This is a genomic window from Phaeobacter sp. B1627 (assembly GCF_006265095.1).
GTDB lineage: Bacteria > Pseudomonadota > Alphaproteobacteria > Rhodobacterales > Rhodobacteraceae > Epibacterium.
Window position 1 is genome coordinate 1 of record NZ_VCNK01000041.1, and the last position, 23,309, is coordinate 23,309.

Here is a 23,309-nt window from a genome sequence, read left to right on the forward strand (position 1 = left end):
CCACTTTAAAGGGGGAGGCTCAAACTGAGTTATCGGACCTATCCCCGGCGGCGATCAACCAAGAAATTGGATCGCAAATTCCATCGTGACTTGACTCGGGAAGCGATCAGCAGCATATCTGGTTCCAGGAAGGAGAACCAATGCTCTCATACACCCCCAACGAAGACCTCATGTCGCTCCCGAAATACGACCGGATCGCGATCTATCTGTTTCGCGATCTGACCAAGGATTTTACCGCTGAGACCCTGCCCGCCTCGATCCCGTTCGATCAGGAGACGGTGCGCCGCGCTATGCGCAGGGCGGTTGCCGATGGCGTGATCAACAAGGAAGTTGCGAACGTCCCGGACATCAAATACACCTACGACGCCCGTCGCGAGTTGCCCGCAGAGGTGGAGCAGGCAGGCCCCATGACCTGGCTTCAAGCCGGTAAGGGTAAGTACAACCTGCGGCGCACCCGCCGGAAGAACATCATAGACTTTGAAAACCTTGGCGTCGATCCGACCATTGAACTCGTGGTGGATCAGACGCCCAAGTTCATCTCGGCGCTATTGGGGCAGGACGAACAGGCGGTGTTCACCCGCGTTCGCAATGCGGGCCTGATCAGCACTTTCCTCGGTTTTCAGGCGATGGCGATCCAAGGACACCACCGGACCAGTGTCACCTACGGTCAGATCGAGATCGACGAGGTGCAGGCGGGCATCGACGGCACACAGGAAACGCTCGTTCCGATCTCGGGCAAAGGTGGTCAGGACAAGTTGTCGTGGTCGCAGGCGCTGAACCTGAACACCTACGGCGTCCAGAAAGCGCCCGTTCCCGGCCTAGCCGTGCGCAGCCTCGGCCTGTGGCGCGACAACCTGAACACGGTTTGGATCGTCGAGTTCAGCCCCGCGACCGACATCGACCAGATCGAGATCGTCAACGTTCGCCGCTTCACGTTCCGCTAATTCGATCTCGGCTTGTTTGCGCTTTTTGGCACCGCTTTTCTTGTCGCGCCGCCCGATGGGATTTGCGACCTTGAAGTGTGCCGCGGCCTCATTGTTGCCCATCGTCAGTAGGTGCTCGTCGCCGAGTTCAAGCGCCTTCGTGGGGCGGGTCCGTCTAATACCAAGAGCCTTGATCACTGACGTTGCAACGGCGCGTGCGAGGGGCGGCGGGACGGCATTGCCGATCTGCCGCGCCCCATGCCACTTGGTGGCGTTGAAGCGGAACCAATCCGGGAAACCGTGAAGGCGTGCCATCTCGCGCACGGTGATGCAGCGCGCATAGGCGTAGTGGATCGGGCGCGGGCTGGTGAATGCCCCTCGGGCGGAGTCCGTACCTGCGCGAAGCGTGTTCGACGCCCCATCCGCAGGCAACTTGAAAAAGCGCGAGATCGGCTCCACTCGCCCCTGATCGGTCGCGCGGAAGCGCCGCCGGGAAATGTCGGTATGCTCTGTGCGGGCGCTCGAAGTCAGGATGCCGTTGTCCCAGATGCGAGGATGCCCATAGCCCCAGGCGTCGTTTCCGACACCGCGCAAGGGTTCGGCATATTTGCTCGGTTCGCCGAAAGCGGCGGTTTCGACGCAGTCGGAAGAGCGAAGTTCCTCAAACGTCTCGGCATCGGGTAGGTCACCTAGCGCATCCTTGCAGGTCGGGCGCTTAGATATGACGGTCGGGTAGACGGGAACGGTCGCGCCTTTCTTGGCACCCATCAGGATCAGACGCTGACGGTCCTGCGGGACGCCATAGTCGGCGGCGTTCAGCACCCGCCATTCCTTCTGCACGTCGTAGCCCAACGCTTCGAATTCTTCGATCAACTCGAACAGGAATTTCCGATGCTTGCCGACAGTCAGGCCCTTGACGTTCTCGAATACGAAGTAGGTCGCGTCGAGGCCTTTCACGAGCCGAACGAAGTCCTTCACGAGCGAGTTGCGAGGATCGTCGAGGGCGCGTTGACCGATCAGCGAGAAGCCTTGGCAGGGTGCACCGCCGAACACTACGTCAACCTTGCGGTCGCCGATGCCCGCGGCTTCGCGCACGTCGGCGGCGGTCACGTCGGTGACGGAACGAGGGATAACGGCACACTGCGGAAAGTTGAACTTGTGGACGGCTGCGTGAACAGGATCGAGTTCGACCGCCGCGACCACGTCGAATCCGGCTTGCTCAAAGCCGAGACTCATCCCGCCTGCGCCTGAAAACAGATCGACTCCAATCGGTCGTGCCATGCCTTGCTCCCTGCCGTTTTCGCGCAACATATCGACGCCTTGGCGATTTGACCAGCAAATCCTAGTGCCGAAGGAAGGCCTCGACGCGCTGGATCGCTGTGTCTGGATCACGCAATTCGCATTGCCAGATCACCAACGGTTCCCAGCCAGCCTCGCGCAATGCAGTTAAGGTCTTCTTATCCCGTTCTTGGTTTGTTTCAATCTTCGGTCGCCAGTATTCCGGGCGTGACTTCGGCAATTGCCCCCAGCGGCAACCGTGTCCGTGCCAGAAACACCCATGCACGAGGACAACCTTGCGCCGAGCCGGGAAAACGATGTCTGGCGTTCCGGGCAGGTCGCGACGGTGAAGGCGGTATCGGTATCCCAACGCGTGTAGCGCCCGACGAAGTATGACCTCGGGTTTGGTGTTCTTCTGTCCGACCTTCGACATGATGAAGGATCGACGCTCAGGGGTAACGTGATCGACCATGAGCAGAAACATAGGCAGGGCAATGCCTTACCGAAAGTCGATGCCTGCGCCCACGTTGCAAAATCGTTGCAAAAACGAAAAAAGGCGATCCCGAAAGATCGCCATTTTTACTTTACAACCAAATGGTTGATTGGCTCCGGCGGTAGGGATCGAACCTACGACCAATTGATTAACAGTCAACTGCTCTACCGCTGAGCTACGCCGGAGTGTGGGGGCTCGTATAGCTTCGTGAACCGGGGTCGTCCAGAGTGAAAAAGGTGAGGAAGGAAAAAATTACCGGCCTCTCCGAAAAGTTGCTTTGGCATGCAGCGATGTCAGTGGCGCAACATGCCCCTGTTGGAACAGATCTATCAAATGAGCCAGCACGTTGCGCTCTGCTGCAGGCAGTAGGGCAGGGGCCGTTTCCCTGTAGATTGCGGCGGCGAGTTCGGGGGCCGTTGCGGGGGCGCTCTCCAGATGGGCGAGGATGGAGGCTTCGCGCTGGCGGCGGTGCGCAAGAAGCCAGTCCAGCCGTTCCTGCGGCGCCTGAACCGGTGCCCCGTGCCCCGGTAAAAAGCAGGCCCAGTTGCGCAGGCGGAGACGGTGACAGGAGGCCATGAAATCCGTGAGGTCCCCATCGGGGGGCGACACAAGAGAGCTTGCCCAGCCCATGACGTGATCGCCGGAAAACAACAGGTCGCCGAAGGCGAAACACAGGTGGTTGCCGATATGGCCGGGCGTGTGCAGCGCCTCCAGCTGCCAGCCTGCGCCGCGGATGATCTCGCCATCCACCAGGGTCTGATCACAGGTAAATGCACGGTCGATACCTTCGCCGCCGCCGACCAGCCCCTGGTCCGCCAGCTCTGTCATGATTGCGCTGCGTCCCGCCTCGGCGGTGCCGAATGCCAGGATCGGAGCGCCTGTTTCCTGTGCCAGCCGGGCGGCCAACGGGGAATGATCCATATGGCTGTGGCTGACCAGAATATGGGACACTGATTGCCCGGGTGTGAGGGCGGACAGCAGGGCCTCCAGATGCTGGTCAGAGTCGGGGCCTGGATCTATCACCGCCAGGGCTGTGGTGCCGACAAGATAGGTATTGGTGCCCCGGAAGGTCATCGGTGAGGGATTCGGAGCCAGAATGCGGCGCACGCCGGGCGCGACCTCCTCAGGCTGACCGGGTTTGGGGTTGAACCCGTCATCTGCTTGCGGTCTGCTCATGACGATCCTCCTTGTGGTGCGTTTTGCGCGCCCGTTCTGCTCCGCATTAGGCTTAGTCATGATTGTGCCCCGTCTCAAACACTATATTCCCCGTATGCCCACAGGCATTTACGGACGTGCCGCGCTGATCCTGCTGATGCCGGTCGTGGTGTTGCAGATCGTGGTGTCCTTTGCCTTCATCCGGCGCGATCTGGAGGACATCACCACACAGATGGCGCAAACCATGGTGCGGGAGTTCATCCTGATCGGCGATGAAATTGCCCGCAGCTCCGGACCGGAGGAGGCCGTGTCGCGCTTGCAGCCCATCCTGCAGCCGCTGCAGATCACGGTCCGGTTTCTGGAGGAGGGCGAGGCGATTCCTGCGGACTACATTCCCTTTGAGGATTATTCCGGGCGGATCGTGCGAGAAACCCTGCGACGTGGTCTTTCGGAGTTCAGGGCGATCCAATTGCCAAGGACTCGGCAGATCAGGGCGGTGATGGATACGGCGCATGGGCCGGTCTCGATGGAATTCAGCCGCCGCCGCGTGAGCGCCGCCGCGCCCCATCAGCTGATCGTGACGATGGTCGTCTTCGGGTTTCTTCTGGTGGTGATCGCGATGGCCTATATGCGCAACCAGCTCAGACCGATCAAACGGCTGGCGGATGCGGCCGAGGCCTTCGGGCGCGGTCGGATGATCCCCTATCAGCCCCGTGGTGCCGTCGAAGTGCGGGCGGCGGGGGCTGCATTTGTCGACATGCGCGCGCGGATAGACCGCCAGCTGGAACAGCGTACCTTGATGCTGTCCGGTGTCAGCCATGACCTTCGTACGCCGCTGACGCGTCTGAAGCTCAGCCTTTCGATGCTGGGCGACGATGAGGAAATCGACTCGATGCAGAGGGACGTCAAGGAAATGGAGGATATGGTCGATGCCTTCCTCGATTTTGCCCGCGGCGTGACCACCAGCGCCATGGAAGAAACGGACCCTTGCGAGTTGATTGAGGATGCCGTGCAAAGCTGGGCGCGCCAGGGGAAGAACGTGCTGCTGGTCGAGGCCGTCGGCGGTCGTCGCGTGCCTCTGCGCGCGGCTGCTGTCAGGCGGGCGGTGGATAATCTGATCTCCAACGCGATCCGCTATGGCAGCCGGGCCCGGGTGTCGGTGGCAGTGATGCAGAAATCGCTGCGTATCCGGGTCGAAGATGACGGTCCCGGCATCCCCGAAGACCTGCGCGGCGATGCCATTCGGCCCTTCACCCGTCTGGATCCGGCCCGCAATCAGGACCTCGGAACCGGTGTCGGATTGGGGCTTGCGATTGTTGCCGATATTGCCCGAGCGCATGGGGGCACGTTGCGGCTTGGGACCAGCGAGGCACTGGGGGGGCTGCAGGCCGATATTGTGATCGCGCTGTGACGGCCCGGTATCGGGTTTCGCGCGCTTTGATCGCGCGGTCCCCGATCTGACGGCTTTTGGTGACGCAACGTTATCTTTGCGCAAAACGCAGGATTTCATCGGGGGCGCGGCGCAACCGGTGAGAGGCGCGAAAGAGAAGCGTTGATATTCTTCGCGCGGGGCTGTCCTCTGTCATGGGATTTCGGAGGATGACTTGATGAAACGCATTGCACTTGGTGCCGCATTGGCGACGGTTGCGTCGGCAGCATTGGCAGAAAACCCGATCGACCGGATCCGGCCTGACGCGCCTGCGCTGGCGGCCTATGGCGATCACAAGATCGGCGTGACCACCTTGACCTTTACCCGCAAAGGGGTGGCGGATGTGGTGAACGCCACCGCAGAGACGGTGCCGACCTACGATCGCGCCTTGACCGTGGAGGTCTGGTATCCTGCCGCCGACAGCACCGAAGAGGGCACAACCTACGCCACCGTGTTGCGCGACGGGACAACCGCCACCCGCCTGACCGGCCGCGCCGCAAGAGATGCCGCCCCCGCAGCGGATGGCCCGTTTCCGCTGGTGATTGTGTCGCATGGCTATCCGGGCAACCGGTTCCTGATGAGCCCGCTGGCCGAGAATGTGGCCTCAAAAGGCTATGTGGTCGCGGCCATCGACCACACGGAGAGCACCTATTCCGACCTTTCGGCCTTTGCCTCGACCCTGGTCAACCGGCCGCTGGATCAGGCCTTTGTGCTGGACAGCATGGCGACGCTCGACGGGCCGGTCGGCTCTATTGTCGACGGCGACTCGGCGGCGGTCATTGGCTACTCCATGGGGGGCTATGGCGCCTTGATCTTTGCGGGCGGTGGCCTCAGCCCTGAGATCATGTCGTCGCGGTTTGCCCCGGCGCAGGATCTGCTTGCAGTGCATCAATCCGGCAGTGCCAGCCACGATGATCTGCCCGATGACCGGGTCAAGGCGGTTGTCGCCATCGGCCCTTGGGGGCGCAACTGGGAGTTCTGGGAGGGCGCGGGGCTTGGCGCCATAGAAAAGCCGCTGATGTTGATTGCGGGCGGGGTCGATGACGTGTCGGACTACGCCGCGATGCGCAGGATTTTTGACGAAACCACCGGCACCGAACGGCATCTTTTGACCTTTGAGAACGCCAACCACAATGCCGCTGCCCCGATGCCCGCCCCGGACAACAGCTGGCCCAAGGTCGAATCGCTCGGCTACGCGCCTTTCGAGCATTACGCTGACGCCGTGTGGGACACTGTGCGCATGAACAATATCACCCAGCATTTCGTGACGGCCTATCTGGATCTTCACCTGAAGGGGATCGCGGACCGCGCCACCTATCTGGAGCTGACCCCGAAGGCGTCTGATGGGCGATGGTCGATGTCCGAAGAGGGGGTCGCGCTGGACGACCACACCTATTGGGCGGGGTTCGGCAACCGCACTGCGGTCGGCCTGCAGTTCGAGACCCGCGCTGCGGGCGAGTAGCCCCGTTCTGCCGCGTCGGCGCCACTGTTTTGCCGCGCCGGCGCCACTGTGTCCCCGAGCACCTCCGGACGGGAAACCTTTGATGAGGTTTCCCGCGATGGTCTGCCTTGTTTAATGTGCCAAACAAGGGCTTCGAATGGATTGATGTCCAAATCGAATGCTTGTAAGAAAACCGCAATGGGAGATTAGCTCAGCGGTTAGAGCAGAGCGCTCATAACGCTTTGGTCCAGAGTTCGAATCTCTGATCTCCCACCACAGATCTCCCGCTGCCCCCCAACTGCCGCTGCCCCCCAACTGCCACTGCGCGCCTCTTCCCATGCTTCTGTCGCCATGCTTCTGTCGCCATGCTTCTGTCGCCAGGTCTCGCGCCCATGATATCGGCGCAGGCAGCAGACGGTCCGTGCCGCTGCGGAAGGGGCTGCAGGTTATCCTGCGCCCAGCACAGCCGTCGGGCCGCCGCTGGCGTTCCCCGTGCCTGCTCGCGCCGTCTCATTCAGGGAGAGGGCGCACAGGTTGTACGAAACAGCCGCAATCCCTTGTTTCCTTCGCCAACTCTATAGGCTAAAGCCTCGTAAATCAGTGCAAAGGAGCCATGTGATGACCAGCGGCAAAAACGGTTTGACCTATGCGGATGCAGGGGTAGACATTGATGCAGGCAATGCTCTGGTGGACCGGATCAAACCGGCAGCCAAACGCACAAACCGCTCCGGCGTGATGAGCGGGCTGGGCGGGTTCGGGGCTCTTTTCGATCTGAAGGCGGCAGGGTTCGAAGACCCGATTCTGGTCGGCGCAACCGACGGCGTCGGCACCAAGCTGCGGATCGCCATCGACACCGGTCATGTGGATGGTGTCGGGATCGACCTGGTGGCCATGTGCGTCAATGATCTGGTGTGCCAGGGCGCGGAGCCGCTCTTTTTCCTCGACTATTTCGCGACCGGCAAGCTGGAGACAGATATAGCCGCCCGCATCATCGAAGGCATTGCCGAGGGCTGCGTGCGCTCCGGATGCGCGCTGATCGGGGGCGAGACCGCCGAGATGCCCGGCATGTACCCCAAAGGCGACTTTGATCTTGCGGGATTTGCCGTAGGGGCGATGGAACGCGGCGCGGCGCTGCCGGAGGGGGTGTCAGAAGGCGATGTGCTGCTGGGGCTCGGCTCTGACGGGGTGCATTCCAACGGATACTCTCTGGTGCGCCAGGTGGTGAAATACTCGGGTATCGGCTGGGATGGCAACAGCCCCTTCGGCGACGGAAAGCTGGGCGAGGCATTGCTGACGCCGACCCGCCTTTATGTGAAGCAGGTCTTGGCGGCCGTGCGGGCGGGCGGGGTCAACGCATTGGCGCATATCACCGGCGGTGGTCTGACCGAAAACCTGCCTCGTGTGCTGCCAGAGGGGCTCGGGGCGGATATTGATCTTGCTGCATGGGACTTGCCGGGCGTCTTCAAATGGCTCGCATCCGTGGGCGGCATAGAAGAGGCCGAGATGCTGAAGACCTTCAACTGCGGCATCGGCATGATCGTGGTCGTCGATGCCGCGCGCGCTGATGCGTTGAGCGCGCTGTTGACGGCAGAGGGCGAAACCGTATCCCGCCTTGGCACCGTGACCGCAGGCGAGGGCGTGCGCTACACGGGCGCCCTGCTGTGAGCCGGACCGACAAGGCATCGGTTGCTATTTTGCTGTCGGGCGGGGGCTCCAATATGGTGGCGCTTGCCGACAGCATGCTGCGGGATGAGATCCACCCGGGGCGTCCCTGCCTGGTCGTGTCGAATACGCCCGATGCCGGGGGGCTGGCCAAAGCCGCCGAACGCGGCATTGCGACGGCTGTGGTGGATCATCGGCCCTTCGGCAAGGACCGGGAGGCCTTCGAGGCGGAGCTGGTGAAGCCGATCCTCGAGGCCGGGGCCGATGTGGTCTGCCTGGCCGGGTTCATGCGGGTCCTGACGGCGGGCTTTGTCAGCCAGTTCGAGGGGCGGATGCTCAATATTCACCCCTCCTTGCTGCCGAAATACAAAGGCTTGCATACCCATGCGCGGGCGCTTGCCGCCGGGGACCGGCGCCATGGCTGCAGCGTCCATCAGGTGACGCCGCGCCTGGATGATGGGCCGATCCTTGGCCAGGCCGAGGTTCCGATCCTGCCGGGCGACACGCCGGAGGATCTTGCCCTGCGGGTTCTGGTACAGGAACATCGCCTGTATCCTGCAGTATTGTCCCGGTTTTTACGCGGTGAGACGGCGCCTCTCTATCTGAGCTGACATCCGGCACGACAGGGTTTGCAACCGGAGCCGCGTCGGCGTATCAACGGGAAACCGAGCGGACGCAACTTCAGAAAAACCGGCAAAGACGCGATTAAATGAGAACCCTGACAACGACCGACGAGCTGCGCGCCTTTTGCGAGGAAGCTGCAAATCATGACTATGTGACGCTCGATACCGAGTTCCTGCGCGAACGCACCTATTATTCAAAGCTATGCCTGCTACAGATGGCATTTCCGGGAACCGGAGATGAGAATGCCGTTCTGGTGGACCCGCTCGGCGCAGATCTGTCGCTGGAGCCGCTCTACGATCTGTTTCGCAATGAGCAGGTTGTCAAAGTCTTTCACGCGGCCCGTCAGGATCTGGAGATTTTCTGGGTTGATGCCGGGGTCTTCCCAAAGCCCCTTTTTGACACTCAGGTCGCTGCGATGGTCTGCGGCTTTGGCGAGCAGGTCGGCTATGAGACGCTGGTGCGCAAGATCTGCAAGCAGGGTCTGGACAAGACCTCCCGCTTCACCGACTGGTCCCGCCGCCCGCTGAGCGAGGCGCAAAAAACCTATGCATTGGCGGATGTGACCCATCTGCGCCAGATCTACGAACACCTGAACCGCGAGCTGGACAAGACAGATCGCAGCCATTGGGTGGCCGAGGAGCTGAAGGTTCTCACCGATCCCGCCACCTATACTGTGCAACCCTCCGAGGCCTGGCGCCGGGTCAAGACCCGGACCAGCTCTGGCCGGTTTCTCGCCGTGGTGCGGGAATTGGCGGCCTTTCGCGAGGATTATGCGCAATCGAACAATGTGCCGCGCAATCGGGTCTACAAGGATGACGCCCTGGTTGAATTGGCCTCGACCAAGCCCCGGACGGCCTCCGATCTTGGCAGCTCGCGTCTGTTGCTGCGCGAAGCGCGCAAGGGGGTGATTGCCGAGGGGATTCTGAAGGCCGTTGAACGTGGTCTGAATTGTCCGCAGGATCAAATCCCCCAGCCCGACCGGTCCCGCGAGAAAATTCAGGTAAACCCGGCGCTGGCGGATCTTCTGCGCGTGCTGCTGAAGGCCAAGACCGAGACCGCCGGCGTCGCCGCCAAGCTGATTGCGCCCTCTTCGGATCTGGATGCGATTGCAGCCGGAGAGCGCGACGTTCCGGCCCTGAGCGGCTGGCGGCACGAGGTTTTTGGCGCCGACGCTTTGCGCCTGTGCGAGGGCAAGATCGCCCTGGCCGCCAAAGGCCAGACCGTGCAGGTCGTGGAACTCTGAGCCCGCCCCTGTTAGGTCCCCTGTGATCTCCCCTGTGAGGTCCCCTGTGACTGCGTATGCTGGTTCAGTTCGGATGTTCAGTCAGCCCTGATGTTCCGCCGGTCTGGGCTGCACAGCCCTTGGCGGCAAAGAACTTGACCGCAACGAGCCTGACTGGAAAGCTGGTCCTGATTTGACAAAAAGCGCGCTCTGCAACCGAGCGCGCTTTTTCATGCCGAGGGTCGGTCGTTTTGCTCAGCGGCGGCTTTCGCGGGCATTCTCGGCGCCAACAATCCGGATCACCCGCACCCCGGCCAGATCCTGGTTCGACAGGCTGACCGCTGCCCGAATGGTTCGCGTCGCCGCTGTGCCGCTGTAGGTTGCGCTCTTGGGGTAGGTCACGCGGAATGTGTATTCCAGCCGGCCGGGCTCCTGAGTTTCTGCAGGGACCAGATGGGCCTCATAGGCGCCGTTGCGGGCGGCCTCGCCAACGGCGGTCACGATCGCGCCCACTGTCGTGCGTTCAATGCGCAGATCCACGATCCTGGCAATCGGCAGGCTACGATCCTCGGGCGCATCGCGGCGACCCAGAAGATTCGCGCGCTGCTCGTCCTCCTGCGGGATCAGCGGGTTCAGATTTTCGTCGACGGTCTGTTCCACCCTTGCGTCGCGGGATTGGCCAAACCAGTTGGTCGGGTTTACGCGCGACTCGCGCCATCCGCCGCAAGAGGACAGGACCAATGTGCCGATCAGAAGGGCGCCGAGAGTGATACGCATGTTTACCTGCCGCAGTCAGTGTTGCTTGCAAAACTGACTACCTGATTGAAGCGACGTTGAAAAGCGGTTGAAAAGAGGTTGGGGCTGGCCTACCTCCGGTCTGATCCTGCAGGACAGAGAAATGAGGACTGCCATGGCAACCGCCGCTTTTGAAGAAATCGTGGACGACTTTGAATTCCTCGAGGACTGGGAAGACCGCTATCGCCATGTGATCGAGCAGGGCAAGGCAATGGAGCCGCTGGATGATGCGCTGAAAGTGCCCGCCACAAAGGTGGAGGGCTGCGCCAGTCAGGTGTGGCTGCACACCCAGATCGACGGTGGTGTCTTCCGCTTCGACGGCGACAGCGATGCGATGATTGTGAAGGGGCTGATCGCATTGCTGCGCAAGCTTTATAACGGCCTGACCCTTGCCGAAGTTCTGGTCGTGGATGCCCGTTCTGAAATGGAGCGGCTCGGCTTGAACGACCACCTGTCGGCGCAGCGCTCCAACGGGTTGCGCGCGATGATCGAGCGCATCCGCGAAACCGCCACTGCGGCGCAGGGCTGAGGCAGGCCAGCCACGGGGCGTGTAATGCGGATCCCAGGCCCCTCAATCCAGGGCCAGTCAATCCTGGGCCTGTCGATCTCGGGCCTGTCATATCCCAGGCCGAGCAGGGGGCTGGACAGTGGTCCGAAGGCGCCCGCGGTCAGACGGTGGTTTCTGCTGCGGCGTTCCAGCGGGACAACGTCGGCTCCAGCTCGCCATAGCCCGTGTGACGGTGCACGAATGCCAGCCCCAGACGCGCGGCACAGTCCCGCGCTTTGTCCAAGAGTGCGCCGTCCCGGAGCTGGGATTGATAGACGAGCGTCGTGTAGTTGCCGAAGATCATGTCCCGCAGCTCCGGCGACCGGTCAAGGCCCATAGGCCGCCAGATAAAAGCATCGAACTGCTTGACCAGAAAATCGGTGAGATAAAACGCGGTGATCTCGCCCGCCTCGCTCAGCTCTTCAAATCGCGCGTTGCCTTCGAAGAACGCATAGCAGTGCGGCCCGGGGACCATCTCGACCCCCAGCTCGGCACAGGTTTCCGCCAGTCTCCCACCGGTGCCGCAATCGGCATAGACCACATAGATGTTGTCGTAGACTGGCCGGTGTTTCGCCACGGCAGCCCGGACATGGATGACGATCTGATCCGGAAACAGGTGAAGCTTGGCAGGCAGGCAGGTCAGATCCAGATGATCGAGACCGTTGATCGTCTTGATATCGAGAATTTCCCGCGCCAGCGCCCCGCAGGCGATCAGCAGAATGCGGCCTGACTTGCGTTCGGGAGCGGCCAGGCCGTTTTCGGCCAGGCTGGACTCGTCGAACCCCTTGCTGCTTGGCAAGGGGATTGCGGCCCGCGCGGTCAGGCGGGCCGCACGTCCGCGGCGTGCGGACGGCAGGGACACCTCAGGCGCTCATGGCGTTGTGTTTGCGCGCGACGTATTCCTTCGCGGTTTCCACCGCCACCGCAGCATCCCGGCAATAGGCATCGGCCCCGATGGCCTTGCCGAATTCCTCGTTCAGCGGCGCGCCGCCGACCAGCACGATATAGTCGTCGCGTTTGCCCTGTTCGATCATCGTGTCGATCACGACTTTCATGTAGGGCATCGTGGTGGTCAGCAGGGCCGACATCCCGAGGATATCCGGTTTGTGCTCTTCCAGAGCCGCGAGGTAGTTTTCCACCGGGTTGTTGATGCCGAGATCGACAACCTCGAAACCGGCGCCCTCCATCATCATCGACACGAGGTTCTTGCCAATGTCGTGGATGTCGCCCTTGACGGTGCCGATCACCATGGAGCCCATACGCGGAGCGCCTGTTTCAGCCAGCAGCGGTTTCAGGATGAACATGCCACCCTTCATTGCATTCGCCGCCAGCAACACCTCAGGAACGAAGAGGATGCCGTCCCGGAAATCGGCGCCGACAATCGTCATGCCGCCAACCAGCGCCTCGGTCAGGACGCGATAGGGCGCCCAGCCACGCTCCAGAAGAATGTTCACCCCTTCCTCGATCTCTTCCTTGAGACCGTCGTAGAGGTCGTCGAACATTTGCTGGACCAGTTCCTCGTCATCAAGTTCCGAGAGGATGATGTCTTCTTCTTCCGACATATCTGATTTCCTTAGCTGGCGGGCGAGCCCGGTTTGGCCATTACTTTATCGTTTTGTGACAGATGCGACCATCTGGACTGTTTTGATTGCGACACTGGCGCGTTTCGAACCGACCTATAGGGGGAAAAGCATCAGTTTCCTAATGGTGCTTTTGCATGATTTTGTTCGCTTATCCTCAATTGTTCTTTATTTGTTCCTGCGAGGGTGCCATATCTGCAGTATGACCCAAACATGTTCCCAAAATCCTATGCGTCGCAAATCCCGTGCTGCACTCAGCAATGCGTCAGGGCGATTTGACCTCGGGCGCGAAGCGGAGGACGACGGCTGGTATCAGGAGGAGGCGAAAGCCACCATAGCGACAGAGATTCGCGAGGAGGCCGCGCGCAGTCTGATTTCCTACAACCGATCGCCGGATCTGCCCTTTGACCGGTCGATCAACCCCTACCGCGGATGCGAGCACGGCTGCATCTATTGTTTTGCCCGCCCCAGCCATGCCTACCTCGGGCTGTCGCCGGGGCTGGATTTTGAGACCCGCCTGGTGGCGCGCCCCAATGCACCGGACATTTTGCGCAAGGAACTGTCCGCGCGCAGTTACCGGGTGTCGACCTTGGCGATCGGGACCAATACGGATCCCTACCAGCCGTGCGAGCGGGAGTATGGCATCATGCGCGCCTGTCTGGAGGTGCTGAGAGAGTTCAATCACCCGGTTGCCATTGTCACCAAGGGGACACTGATCGAACGCGACATCGATATCCTGTCGGAGCTTGCGGCGCTCAATCTTGTGCGTGTGGGCGTCTCCGTCACCACGCTCGATCCGGATCTGTCGCGGCGGATGGAGCCACGCGTGCCGGTGCCGGCGCGTCGGTTGGCGACCATCAGTCGCCTGAAAGCCGCAGGGATTCCTTTGCGGATCATGACGTCGCCGGTGGTTCCGGGGCTGACCGATCACGAGCTTGAGGCGGTGTTGGCCGCCGGGGCCGGGGCAGGGGCCGACAGCGCCAGCTGGATCATGTTGCGGTTGCCGCGCGAGGTCTCGGCGCTGTGGCAGGACTGGCTGCGCGAACATGAACCGGCGCGCGCGGAGAAGGTGATGGCGCGGTTGCGGGAAATGCACGGTGGACGCGATTATGATCCACGCTGGGGGCAGCGGATGCGCGGCGAAGGCGAATATGCCCGTGTCATTGCCCAGAGGTTCAAACTTGCCTGCAGCCGGTTGGGATTGGCAGAGAAGGCGCCGCCCCTGCGGACGGATCTCTTTGCGCGACCGGCGCAGGCGGGGGACCAACTGAGCCTGTTTGGCTGATGTGCAACGGGCTTTATCGGCTGTGGTCAACGCAAAAGGCCGGGGCATTTCCCGGCCTTTTGTCGCGTTGTCGTGGTGTCTGCGATTGCGGCGCGTGTGCCGTGGAGGTGGCGCGGATCAGCCTCAAAGGGGCTTGATCAGCTGCGACGGCGACCACGGCGGTTGCGCCGCTCGCTGGTTGCCGCACCGCCCTCTTCGGTGCCGTCATTGGCGGAGGAGAACGGGCCGAGGACCTCGACAATCTGTTCCAGCGCCGGGCGCTCGCCCCGCGGACGGCTATCCAGCGCTTCGCGCATCTTGCGCAGGTGATCGGGCATGGTTCCGCAGCAACCGCCAATGATTTTTGCGCCGCAATCCCGTGCCATGACGGCGTATTCGCCCATCAGTTCGGGTGTTCCGTCATAGTGGATATGGCCGTCGACATATTTGGGGATGCCCGCGTTGCCTTTGGAAATAATGGGCCGTTCGGTGCCCTGAGCGGCAAATCCCAGGACCGTCCGCAGTATATCCGACGCCCCGGTGCCGCAATTGGCGCCAAAGGCCAGTGGCGGCACATCGAAATCTTCGACCAGTTTGGCCAGATCGGCGGAGGTCACCCCCATCATTGTGCGCCCGGCGGTGTCAAAGCTCATGGTGCCGCACCAGGGCAGGCCGACCAATTTGAACGCTTCTGCCGCTGCCGCAAACTCTTCCGGTGCCGAGATAGTTTCCAGCCAGAGGACATCAACGCCCCCCTCTTTCAGCGCATCGGCCTGTTCGTGAAACATTTCGACGGCAAGCGCATGGCTCAACTCGCCGACCGGCTGCATGATTTCGCCAGTGGGGCCCACTGAACCTGCAACTGCGATCTTGCGCTCTGACTTGTCGGCGACCTCGCGGCCGAGCTCGGCGGCAACCCGGTTCAATTCGCGCACACGTCCCTGCGCATCATGCAGCTTCAGACGCGCGGCGGTGCCGCCGAAACTATTGGTCAGAAACAGGTCGCTGCCTGCGTCCACGGAGCCTTGATAGAGCGCCTTGATCTTGGCCGGCTCGTCGGTGTTCCACAGTTCCGGGGCGTCGCCGGACTGCAGTCCCATATTGAACAGGTTGGTGCCGGTGGCGCCATCCGCCAGAAGGGCATCGCGACTGTCCAGAAGGTCGAGGAAACTATTGCTCATATTGGGATCCACTTGCCAGGTCTGTGCAGAATGCGGCGCGCGCGCCCTGCTGGATGGGTTCATCTGTCATGCGCTGCGGGAGAGGGCAACTGCATTTTCCTCAAGATCTATATGAGGGTCATGCATGGCCAGATCTTCTGATGGCATGTCAAAGGCGGGGCGGGCAGGGCGGTGAACCAAACGGGCCATTTCAGCGAGCGACAGGGCCATTTGCGGCCAGCTGGGGGCGGCCACGTAGCGCGCTTCCCACGTCGGGGCGAAACAGGATTTGAACTGGCGGAGGCCCTTGTCAAACCGCTGCGCAAAGCGGTGGTCCGGCGCGGCCGCCAGGGACAGGCGGGAGACGCCCGCATCCCGTGCGGCGTCAATCGCGGCCCGCACCAGCGCATGGCCGGTGCCATCGGGGGCGCCGGGGATCTGGCGCACCAGATCGAGGCACCATTCATCGGCGGCCCGGTGAAAGGTCATATAGCCGATCAGCCGATCCTCCATCCAGGCGAGGAATGTCACCTGAATTGCGACATAGCCCGGTTCAAACTGGCCCATGGTCGTCCCGCGAGCGGCGCCGTGCTGCTTGATCCAGGCCTGGTCCACCTCGGCCATGGCGCGCAACGGCAGGGTCTGACGCGCGGGCTCCACAACCAGGCCTGCCTTTTCCGCATGGCGCAGTTTGCGTCGCAACTGGCGGAAGGAGGAGCCGTTTTCCGAGAAATCAGCAGGCGAGATCACCGCATCCTGCGCCACCCGCAGTATTTTCCAACCCTGCCGCCGGGCGGCCAGAGCCATTCGGGGACTGCATTTGTAGAAACAGGCGGCCGTATTGCGGGACCGGGCGTGACGGGACAGGGCCTCGGGGATCTCACCCCGCCGCCCGGTCATCGGGTCGAACAGAACCACCGAAGCCTGCGGCGTGTCCAGCAGGGCAACCTGGTTCAGCCCAAAGGCAACCACATGGCCACCGTTTTGCAGGATCACGCCGGTCTCCGCCTGCGGTCGGTCAAACGGCTGGCTGGCAGCGGTGCGGACGTCGGATCCCAAAAGGTCGTCTTCTTCGCTGCCGTTGCTCAGGGCGAACCGCATCAAACCCGGCCAGAGCAGAAGCGCACCGGCCACTGCGGCAGGGAGCGCGTAGTAGACCGCGCGAAAGGCCAGAAGCCCCGCTACGAGGACCGCGGGTTCGGCGCCCGGCAACAGCGCCAGCATGGCAAGTTCGAGCGGACCGGCGCCGCCGGGCGATGACGACACGATGGCAAGGCCCAGCGCCAGGAAAAATGCGGGCAGGAGGGCGGCAAGGGCAATGCCGTTGCCGGCAGGTAGAACCAGCCACAGGGCGATGCCCGCGAATGTTACATCCATCAGCGTCCATAGCATCAGCGCCAGAATGGCCTGCAGCGAGGGAAAGCGCAGTTTCAGGCCGCGAATTCGCCATTCGGGATGCATGAAACAGAGCACACAGGCCGAGCATGCAGCCACCAGAATGCCTAGGCCCAATCCGCGCAACGCCAGGCTTGGTGCCACCAGCAGCAGAGAGAGGCCACAGATCACTGCCAATGCGGTCATGAATGTGATCCCGACAAAGCCCGTCAGCTGCGCGGCCTGCAGGGGGGCGAGCTGCGGCAGCAGCCGCCAGCGGGCAAAGGATCCGGACAGCAGGCCAAAGCCCACGGCCTGGGAAAACGCGATCGAGGCCATGCCGGCGCGACGGGCGACGGGTTCTTCCAATCCGGTGCGCAAATGGCGATGCGCCACGGCATCATAGCGCCCCAGGGCCCAGAAACTCAGGATGGTCGCGCCGATGGCCCCGATCCAGTTGGGCAAGGCAACCTGATGTATCAGCGCAAGAACTTCAGCCAGCCCCGGCAGATCTGCGTGGCTTGCAAGCACCGCAAGGCTTGCCACCATTATCATCAGCGGAACGAGAATGCGCAGAACAAAGGCCATTATTTGTTTCGGTGCCACGCGTTGGGTCATGTCGAACTTCCGCCACAGTCGCAGATACAGCGGAGATCGGCCCGTGGCATCTGTTGGTTGAGAGGCAGACGGGCGTGCGGTTGGGAACCGGTCTCGCGCCGCGTCAGATCTGTTTTTGCAAGGGAGAGGTCTTCTGCCGGCTCCAGCGTTGGGTCCACGACTGTCGTATCGTGGGGTCCAGGGGCGTATTCTCCTGCGAAAGATCGCCGTCAAGGTAACCAGGGCCCCAAGGTTGCGCAGCCCGCGACGGTGTGAGGTCCCCGATCCTGCGGAGGCCCCCGACTTTCTATTCAGATCCCGGACATTTTACCCAGGACTCCGGCTTTGGCGGGCGCTTTCGATCTGAAACTACCGGTTCTGAAAACACCGGCTTTACATACTCAGGATCTGCAAGCACCGGGAGGGCGCGGCGTGCCATTCTGGTCACGAGACCGCTGTCCCCGGTTCCCACCACGGGAGGTCGGATATCCGCAGACATCCGAAACGCGTCCTGTTCAAACTAGCCCTCGTTACTGAACAAAGCGTCAACGCAAAGGGCGCTCTGAGAGGCTAATCCGCATAGGAGGTTTGAATTGCGAATATTTGACGCAAGGTCATACTTCCCGGGCCCCGCAGCCTCGGCTGTTGGCGGTGTCCCCCCGCGGCGTGCTTGCGGGACGTCTGCCCTTGCACTATGAGAACGCTACGGATCGGGGCAGATTCCCGGTGGTCCATTCCGAAAGGCTCTCCATGGCGCGGCGCAAAAAAATCTACGAAGGCAAGGCAAAAACTCTGTATGAAGGGCCCGAACCGGGCACGCTCGTCCAGTACTTCAAGGACGACGCCACGGCCTTCAACGCCGAAAAGCATGACATTATCGAAGGCAAGGGGGTGCTGAACAACATCCTGAGCGAGTTCTTCATGCTGGGTCTGGGTCAGATCGGGGTGCCGACGCATTTCCTCAAACGGCTGAACATGCGCGAACAGCTGGTGCGCTCCTGCGAGATCATTCCGCTGGAAATCATTGTGCGCAACTACGCGGCCGGTTCGCTCAGCAAGCGGCTGGGCATCGACGAGGGCACGCAATTGCCGCGCCCGATCGTGGAATATTGCTACAAGGATGACGGGCTGGGCGATCCGCTGGTCACCGAAGAGCATATCGCGGCCTTTGGCTGGGCGAGCCAGCAGGACATGGATGATATCCTGTCGCTGGCCCTGCGGGTGAATGATTTCATGTCCGGTGTGATGCTGGCCGTGGGCATCCGTCTGGTGGATTTCAAAATCGAGATCGGTCGTGTCTATGACGGCGATTTCCAGCGTCTGGTGATTGCGGATGAGATCAGCCCCGACAGCTGCCGCCTGTGGGATATCAAAACCGGTCAGAAGCTCGACAAGGATGTCTTCCGCCGCGACCTCGGCAGCCTGACGGACGCCTACACGGAAGTGGCGCGTCGCCTGGGGGTGATGCCGAACAATCCCCCGGCACCGGGCAAGCCGCAGCTGGTGAACTAGGAATTCCGCCCGCCGGAGCAGGCTGCACGCCGCTCCTGTGGGCATATTGACAGCGCAACAGGGCAGGGACGCCAGGGGTCCTGTCCAACGAACTTTGAGGAAAGACGCGATGAAGGCACGGGTGCATGTGATGCTGAAAAACGGGGTTCTCGATCCGCAAGGAGAGGCCGTGCGTCACGCGCTTGGCGCGCTGGGCTTCGACAAGGTCGAAGGCGTGCGTCAGGGCAAGGTGATCGACCTCGATCTGACCGAGGGCGCGACCGAGGCCGACGTGAAGGACATGTGCGAAAAGCTGCTCGCCAATACCGTGATCGAATCCTACCAGATCGAGATGGCATGATGAAGGCGGCGGTTGTTGTCTTTCCCGGATCCAACTGCGACCGGGACCTCGCCGTGGCCTTTGAACAGGCCGGTTTCGAGGTGTCCATGGTCTGGCACAAGGACAGCCAGTTGCCCGAAGGCGTTGATATCGTCGGCGTGCCGGGCGGGTTTTCATATGGCGATTACCTGCGTTGCGGTGCGATTGCGGCGCAGTCCCCGATCTGTCAGGCGGTGGTCTCCCATGCTGAGCGTGGCGGCTACGCCCTTGGCATCTGCAACGGCTTTCAGATCCTGACCGAAACCGGCGTGCTGCCGGGGGCCTTGCTGCGCAATGCCGGGTTGAAATACATCTGCCGCACGGTGGATCTGACGGTGGCGACCTCGGACAGCGCCTTTACCCAGGGCTATAACGCAGGTGATGTCATCGGCGTGCCGATTGCCCATCACGACGGCAACTACTACGCCGATGATGCAACCGTGGCGGCGCTGAAGGATCAGGACCGCATTGCCTTCACCTATGTGGACAATCCCAACGGCTCGGTCGCGGACATTGCCGGTATCCTCTCGGAAAACCGCCGCGTGCTTGGCATGATGCCGCACCCGGAGCGGGCCTCGGACGAAGGGCATGGCGGCACCGATGGTGTGGCAATGTTCCGCGCATTGTCGGGTTTGCTTGCCGACGCCTGACTTGAGCCTCGGGGGCGGGAAATCTAGAGTCACCTCATGACAGCCCCACTGGAGCCTTCCGGACCAAAGCCGCGCGCGCCCTCCAGGCGCCCCTCCAAACGTCTCGTGTCGCGATCCCGCACGATCTCTTGGCGCGTCCGGCTGGCTCTGGTCTTGTTCATGGCCATTGCCGGCGGGACCGTATGGTTCACCAATACCACGCTCACCCATAGTTTCACCGAAACCACCCGCAACCGGGCCGAGCTGCGACTGGCGCTCTATTCCGGCAACCTCGTCAGCGAGCTGCGTCGGCACGCCATCGTGCCGCAGCTGCTGTCTCGTGATCAGGCGCTGATTTCCGCCCTGCAGAGCCAGGACTTCTCTCTGTCGACCCAGCGACTGATTTCCTTCATCGAAGAGATCGGCGCGGCCTCGATCACGCTGATGGATCGGGACGGGCGGACGGTGGCGGCGACGGATCGGGTCCGGCTGGGGGAAATCTACCGCAACTCCGCCTATTTCGTCGAAGCGATCCGGTCCAATTCCACCGTCTTCTCGGTGATCCCCCGCGAGGTGCGCGGCTATCAGTTCACCTATTCGCGGCGCCTGGTCGACAGCAGCGGCACGCTGGGCGTGATCATGGTCGAGGTCGATCTGCAGAAATTCGAACGCGCCTGGGCGGGTATTTCGGACGCGGTGATGGTCGCTGACAGCACCGGTACGGTCGTCCTCGCAACCGAGGCTCGATGGCGGGGCCTTGCCGAAACCGAGGCGCTGAAGGAACAGACCCCGGAAGGCGCCATTCAGCGCGCCATTCGCGCCACGGCCGACTGGACCGCACTGCCGACGGATGTCTACCTGCAGGGGGAGGCGGTGATGCGGCTTGAAACCCGGGTGCCGTTTCAGGGCTGGCGGATGATGTCCTACACCACCTATGATTCGATCCGCGAGCAGGTGAATGCCGTCATCGCGCTCGAAATCATGGGATTTGCGATCCTGCTGGCGCTCGCCTTCTATGCGCTCAGCCGCAAGACGGCCCTGCGGATGGCGCTGTTTCAGCGCGAGTCGGCGGAGCTTCGCGTGTTGAACGCCCGGCTGCAGCGGGAAATCGCCGAGCGCGAACGGGTGCAGGAGACCCTCGCCGTGGCCGAACAGAGCCTCGCCCAAAGCTCCAAACTCGCCGCGCTGGGGGAGATGTCGGCGGCCGTCAGCCATGAGCTGAACCAACCTCTGGCGGCGATGAAAACCTATCTCGCCGGGGCGCGTCTTCTGTTGCGGCGGAACCGGCCGGAGGAGGCGCTGTCGTCCTTTGGGCGCATCGACGATCTGATCGAACGGATGGGGGCGATCACCCGCCAGCTGAAGTCCTACGCCCGCAAGGGCGGCGATGCCTTCAGCCCTGTAAATATGGCCGATGCGCTGGCATCCTCGCTGTCGATGATGGAACCCCAGCTACGGCTGCGGCATGTGAAGATTACCCGTATACTTCCCGACCAACCGGTCTATGTGATGGCAGACCGCATGCGTCTGGAGCAGGTGATGGTCAACCTCTTGCGCAATGCGCTTGATGCCACCAAATCGGTGGAGGAACCGGAGGTGGAGATCCTTCTCGCCGCGGGCGAGACGGCCACGCTTGCGGTGCGCGACAATGGCGACGGCATTCAGGATTTCGACAATCTGTTTGAGCCGTTTTATACCACCAAGCTGCCCGGCGACGGGGTCGGCCTTGGGCTTGCCATCTCCTCGGGGATCGTGAACGACCTTGGGGGACGGCTCACGGCCCGGAATTCCGAAGCGGGCGGAGCGGTGTTTGAAATGCAACTGCCGATCCTTGTGGACGGCATTGAGGCCGCAGAATAGCTGCGGCGGGACGTGGAGGGCAACCAATGGCACAGGCCATGAAAATTGCGATCGTGGACGACGAACAGGACATGCGCCAATCGATCAGCCAATGGCTGGCTCTGTCCGGCTATGATACCGAAACTTTCGCCAGCGCCGAGGATGCGCTGAAGACGCTGGGCCCGGATTACCCGGGGATCGTGATTTCCGACATCAAGATGCCGGGAATGGATGGCATGCAGTTCCTGAAGAAACTGATGGGGTCCGACAGTGCGTTGCCGGTCATCATGATCACTGGCCATGGCGATGTGCCGATGGCGGTCGAGGCGATGCGTGTGGGGGCCTTCGATTTTCTGGAAAAACCCTTCAATCCTGACCGGATGTCCGAGCTGGCAAAGCGCGCCACCGGTGCCCGTCGGTTGACGCTCGATACGCGCGCCCTGCGACGGGAGCTGTCGGACGGCAGCCAGATCATGAAGAAGCTGATCGGCACCAGCCCGGTGATGGATCGCCTGCGCGAGGATATTCTCGATCTGGGGCAGGCCGACGGGCATGTGCTGATCGATGGCGAGACGGGCACCGGGAAAACGCTGGTGGCCCATGCGCTTCATGCTGTTGGCAGCCGGGCGGGCAAGAAGTTCGTGTTGATTTCCTGCGCCGCACTGGAAGAAGAGGCGCTGGCCAAACGTCTGTTCGGCCCGATGCAGCCGGAGGACAGCATGCTGCCCGCCGTAGAAGAGGCGCGCGGCGGCACCCTGGTGCTTGAGGATGTCGAGGCGCTCAGCGAGGCCCTGCAGGCGAAGCTTTTGAGCTTCATAAACGAGCAGGGCACCCCCGGCGAGACCCGCATCATTGCCATCTCCAACCTGCAGGAAGCGGGCAAGACCAGCGAAGACGTGCTGCGCGCGGATCTGTTCTACCGTCTTGCGGCCCTGCGGATCACGGTTCCGCCGCTGCGCCAGCGTGGCGAGGATATCCTGACGCTGTTCACCCGTCTGAGCGAGCAGTTCTCCGAGGAATATGGCTGCGATGCACCGCAGGTCACCGCGCAGGAGGCGGCGCAATTGCTGCAGGCGCCCTGGCCGGGCAATGTGCGTCAACTGATCAATGTGGCTGAACGGGCGGTCCTGCAGTCCCGGCGCGGATCGGGCACCATTGCCTCGTTGTTGATGAGCGACCACGAGGACATGCAGCCGGTGATGACCACCGAAGGCAAGCCACTCAAGGAATACGTCGAGGCCTTTGAGCGTATGTTGATCGACAACACCATGCGCCGCCACAAAGGGTCCATCGCGTCGGTCATGGACGAGCTGTGCCTGCCGCGCCGAACCTTGAACGAGAAGATGGCCAAATACGCCTTGCAGCGCTCCGACTACCTCGGTTGAGGTCACCCCGCATCTGAAAACGGGGCGCTTCGCGGCGCGTGA

General features: G+C 62.1%; 20 protein-coding genes and 2 tRNA genes. 13 read left to right on the plus strand and 9 right to left on the minus strand.

Annotated features, from left to right (window positions below):
• Nucleotides 1–818: 818 nt before the first annotated feature.
• From FGE21_RS17965 to FGE21_RS17980, 4 genes are all read right to left on the minus strand, one after another.
• Complete coding sequence (locus tag FGE21_RS17965) at nt 819–2,204, minus strand: DNA cytosine methyltransferase (RefSeq protein WP_176695480.1); 1,386 nt, start codon at nt 2,202–2,204, stop codon at nt 819–821.
• A gap of 61 nt (nt 2,205–2,265) precedes the next feature.
• Nucleotides 2,266–2,685, minus strand: a complete 420-nt coding sequence (locus FGE21_RS17970; RefSeq protein WP_370285801.1) for a very short patch repair endonuclease — start codon at nt 2,683–2,685, stop codon at nt 2,266–2,268.
• 119 nt (nt 2,686–2,804) lie between these two features.
• Nucleotides 2,805–2,879: transfer RNA gene (locus tag FGE21_RS17975), tRNA-Asn, on the minus strand.
• Nucleotides 2,880–2,946: 67 nt separating this feature from the next.
• The gene (locus FGE21_RS17980; protein WP_139664798.1) at nt 2,947–3,870 is read right to left on the minus strand and encodes an MBL fold metallo-hydrolase; all 924 of its coding nucleotides are present in this window, start codon (nt 3,868–3,870) and stop codon (nt 2,947–2,949) included.
• A gap of 58 nt (nt 3,871–3,928) precedes the next feature.
• On the opposite strand from FGE21_RS17980, the gene FGE21_RS17985 reads away from it, so the two are divergent.
• The 6 genes from FGE21_RS17985 to rnd all read left to right on the plus strand — a co-directional run bounded on the left by FGE21_RS17985 (nt 3,929) and on the right by rnd (nt 10,248).
• A complete protein-coding gene (locus FGE21_RS17985) occupies nt 3,929–5,260 on the plus strand; it encodes an ATP-binding protein (protein ID WP_139664799.1) in 1,332 nt (443 codons plus the stop codon).
• A 196-nt stretch (nt 5,261–5,456) separates the two neighbouring features.
• Nucleotides 5,457–6,740 carry a dienelactone hydrolase gene (locus FGE21_RS17990; RefSeq protein WP_139664800.1) on the plus strand — a complete coding sequence of 428 codons (1,284 nt, stop codon included), beginning with the start codon at nt 5,457–5,459 and terminating at the stop codon, nt 6,738–6,740.
• A 179-nt stretch (nt 6,741–6,919) separates the two neighbouring features.
• Nucleotides 6,920–6,995: transfer RNA gene (locus tag FGE21_RS17995), tRNA-Ile, on the plus strand.
• 342 nt (nt 6,996–7,337) lie between these two features.
• Complete coding sequence (gene purM, locus FGE21_RS18000; protein WP_139664801.1) at nt 7,338–8,384, plus strand: phosphoribosylformylglycinamidine cyclo-ligase; 1,047 nt, start codon at nt 7,338–7,340, stop codon at nt 8,382–8,384.
• Nucleotides 8,381–8,992, plus strand: a complete 612-nt coding sequence (gene purN, locus FGE21_RS18005) for a phosphoribosylglycinamide formyltransferase (protein ID WP_255731656.1) — start codon at nt 8,381–8,383, stop codon at nt 8,990–8,992. The genes purM and purN overlap by 4 nt, the downstream gene beginning before the upstream one ends.
• 98 nt (nt 8,993–9,090) lie before the next feature.
• Nucleotides 9,091–10,248: a ribonuclease D gene (gene rnd / locus FGE21_RS18010; RefSeq protein WP_139664802.1), complete on the plus strand. Its 1,158-nt coding sequence runs from the start codon at nt 9,091–9,093 to the stop codon at nt 10,246–10,248.
• A gap of 234 nt (nt 10,249–10,482) precedes the next feature.
• Here rnd and FGE21_RS18015 read toward each other — a convergent pair whose 3' ends face one another.
• Nucleotides 10,483–11,004: a hypothetical protein gene (locus tag FGE21_RS18015; protein WP_139664803.1), complete on the minus strand. Its 522-nt coding sequence runs from the start codon at nt 11,002–11,004 to the stop codon at nt 10,483–10,485.
• 133 nt (nt 11,005–11,137) lie between these two features.
• Between FGE21_RS18015 and FGE21_RS18020 the strand changes: the two genes are divergently transcribed.
• On the plus strand, nt 11,138–11,551 hold the full coding sequence (locus FGE21_RS18020) for a SufE family protein (RefSeq protein WP_139664804.1): 414 nt from the start codon (nt 11,138–11,140) through the stop codon (nt 11,549–11,551).
• A gap of 139 nt (nt 11,552–11,690) precedes the next feature.
• Here the strand turns inward: FGE21_RS18020 and FGE21_RS18025 are convergent, their stop codons facing one another.
• Both FGE21_RS18025 and FGE21_RS18030 read right to left on the minus strand, forming a co-directional pair.
• On the minus strand, nt 11,691–12,392 hold the full coding sequence (locus FGE21_RS18025; protein ID WP_176695482.1) for a DUF1638 domain-containing protein: 702 nt from the start codon (nt 12,390–12,392) through the stop codon (nt 11,691–11,693).
• A gap of 40 nt (nt 12,393–12,432) precedes the next feature.
• The gene (locus FGE21_RS18030; RefSeq protein WP_139664806.1) at nt 12,433–13,131 is read right to left on the minus strand and encodes a B12-binding domain-containing protein; all 699 of its coding nucleotides are present in this window, start codon (nt 13,129–13,131) and stop codon (nt 12,433–12,435) included.
• A 247-nt stretch (nt 13,132–13,378) separates the two neighbouring features.
• Here FGE21_RS18030 and FGE21_RS18035 point away from each other — a divergent pair, with 247 nt between their 5' ends.
• Nucleotides 13,379–14,434 (plus strand): PA0069 family radical SAM protein, encoded by a 1,056-nt coding sequence (locus FGE21_RS18035; protein WP_370285804.1) that lies wholly within the window; start codon nt 13,379–13,381, stop codon nt 14,432–14,434.
• Between the two features lie 137 nt (nt 14,435–14,571).
• Here the strand turns inward: FGE21_RS18035 and bmt are convergent, their stop codons facing one another.
• Both bmt and FGE21_RS18045 read right to left on the minus strand, forming a co-directional pair.
• Complete coding sequence (bmt, locus tag FGE21_RS18040; protein ID WP_139664808.1) at nt 14,572–15,594, minus strand: betaine--homocysteine S-methyltransferase; 1,023 nt, start codon at nt 15,592–15,594, stop codon at nt 14,572–14,574.
• A 66-nt stretch (nt 15,595–15,660) separates the two neighbouring features.
• Nucleotides 15,661–17,565 carry a phosphatidylglycerol lysyltransferase domain-containing protein gene (locus FGE21_RS18045; RefSeq protein ID WP_139664809.1) on the minus strand — a complete coding sequence of 635 codons (1,905 nt, stop codon included), beginning with the start codon at nt 17,563–17,565 and terminating at the stop codon, nt 15,661–15,663.
• A 729-nt stretch (nt 17,566–18,294) separates the two neighbouring features.
• On the opposite strand from FGE21_RS18045, the gene purC reads away from it, so the two are divergent.
• The 5 genes from purC (at nt 18,295) to FGE21_RS18070 (ending at nt 23,267) form a co-directional block, all read left to right on the plus strand.
• A complete protein-coding gene (gene purC / locus FGE21_RS18050; protein ID WP_139664810.1) occupies nt 18,295–19,056 on the plus strand; it encodes a phosphoribosylaminoimidazolesuccinocarboxamide synthase in 762 nt (253 codons plus the stop codon).
• 109 nt (nt 19,057–19,165) lie between these two features.
• A complete protein-coding gene (purS, locus tag FGE21_RS18055) occupies nt 19,166–19,396 on the plus strand; it encodes a phosphoribosylformylglycinamidine synthase subunit PurS (RefSeq protein WP_139664811.1) in 231 nt (76 codons plus the stop codon).
• The gene (gene purQ, locus FGE21_RS18060) at nt 19,396–20,064 is read left to right on the plus strand and encodes a phosphoribosylformylglycinamidine synthase subunit PurQ (RefSeq protein ID WP_139664826.1); all 669 of its coding nucleotides are present in this window, start codon (nt 19,396–19,398) and stop codon (nt 20,062–20,064) included. The genes purS and purQ overlap by 1 nt, the downstream gene beginning before the upstream one ends.
• 36 nt (nt 20,065–20,100) lie before the next feature.
• The gene (locus FGE21_RS18065; protein ID WP_370285806.1) at nt 20,101–21,903 is read left to right on the plus strand and encodes an ATP-binding protein; all 1,803 of its coding nucleotides are present in this window, start codon (nt 20,101–20,103) and stop codon (nt 21,901–21,903) included.
• Nucleotides 21,904–21,929: 26 nt separating this feature from the next.
• Nucleotides 21,930–23,267 (plus strand): sigma-54 dependent transcriptional regulator, encoded by a 1,338-nt coding sequence (locus FGE21_RS18070; protein ID WP_139664812.1) that lies wholly within the window; start codon nt 21,930–21,932, stop codon nt 23,265–23,267.
• Nucleotides 23,268–23,309 lie beyond the last annotated feature (42 nt).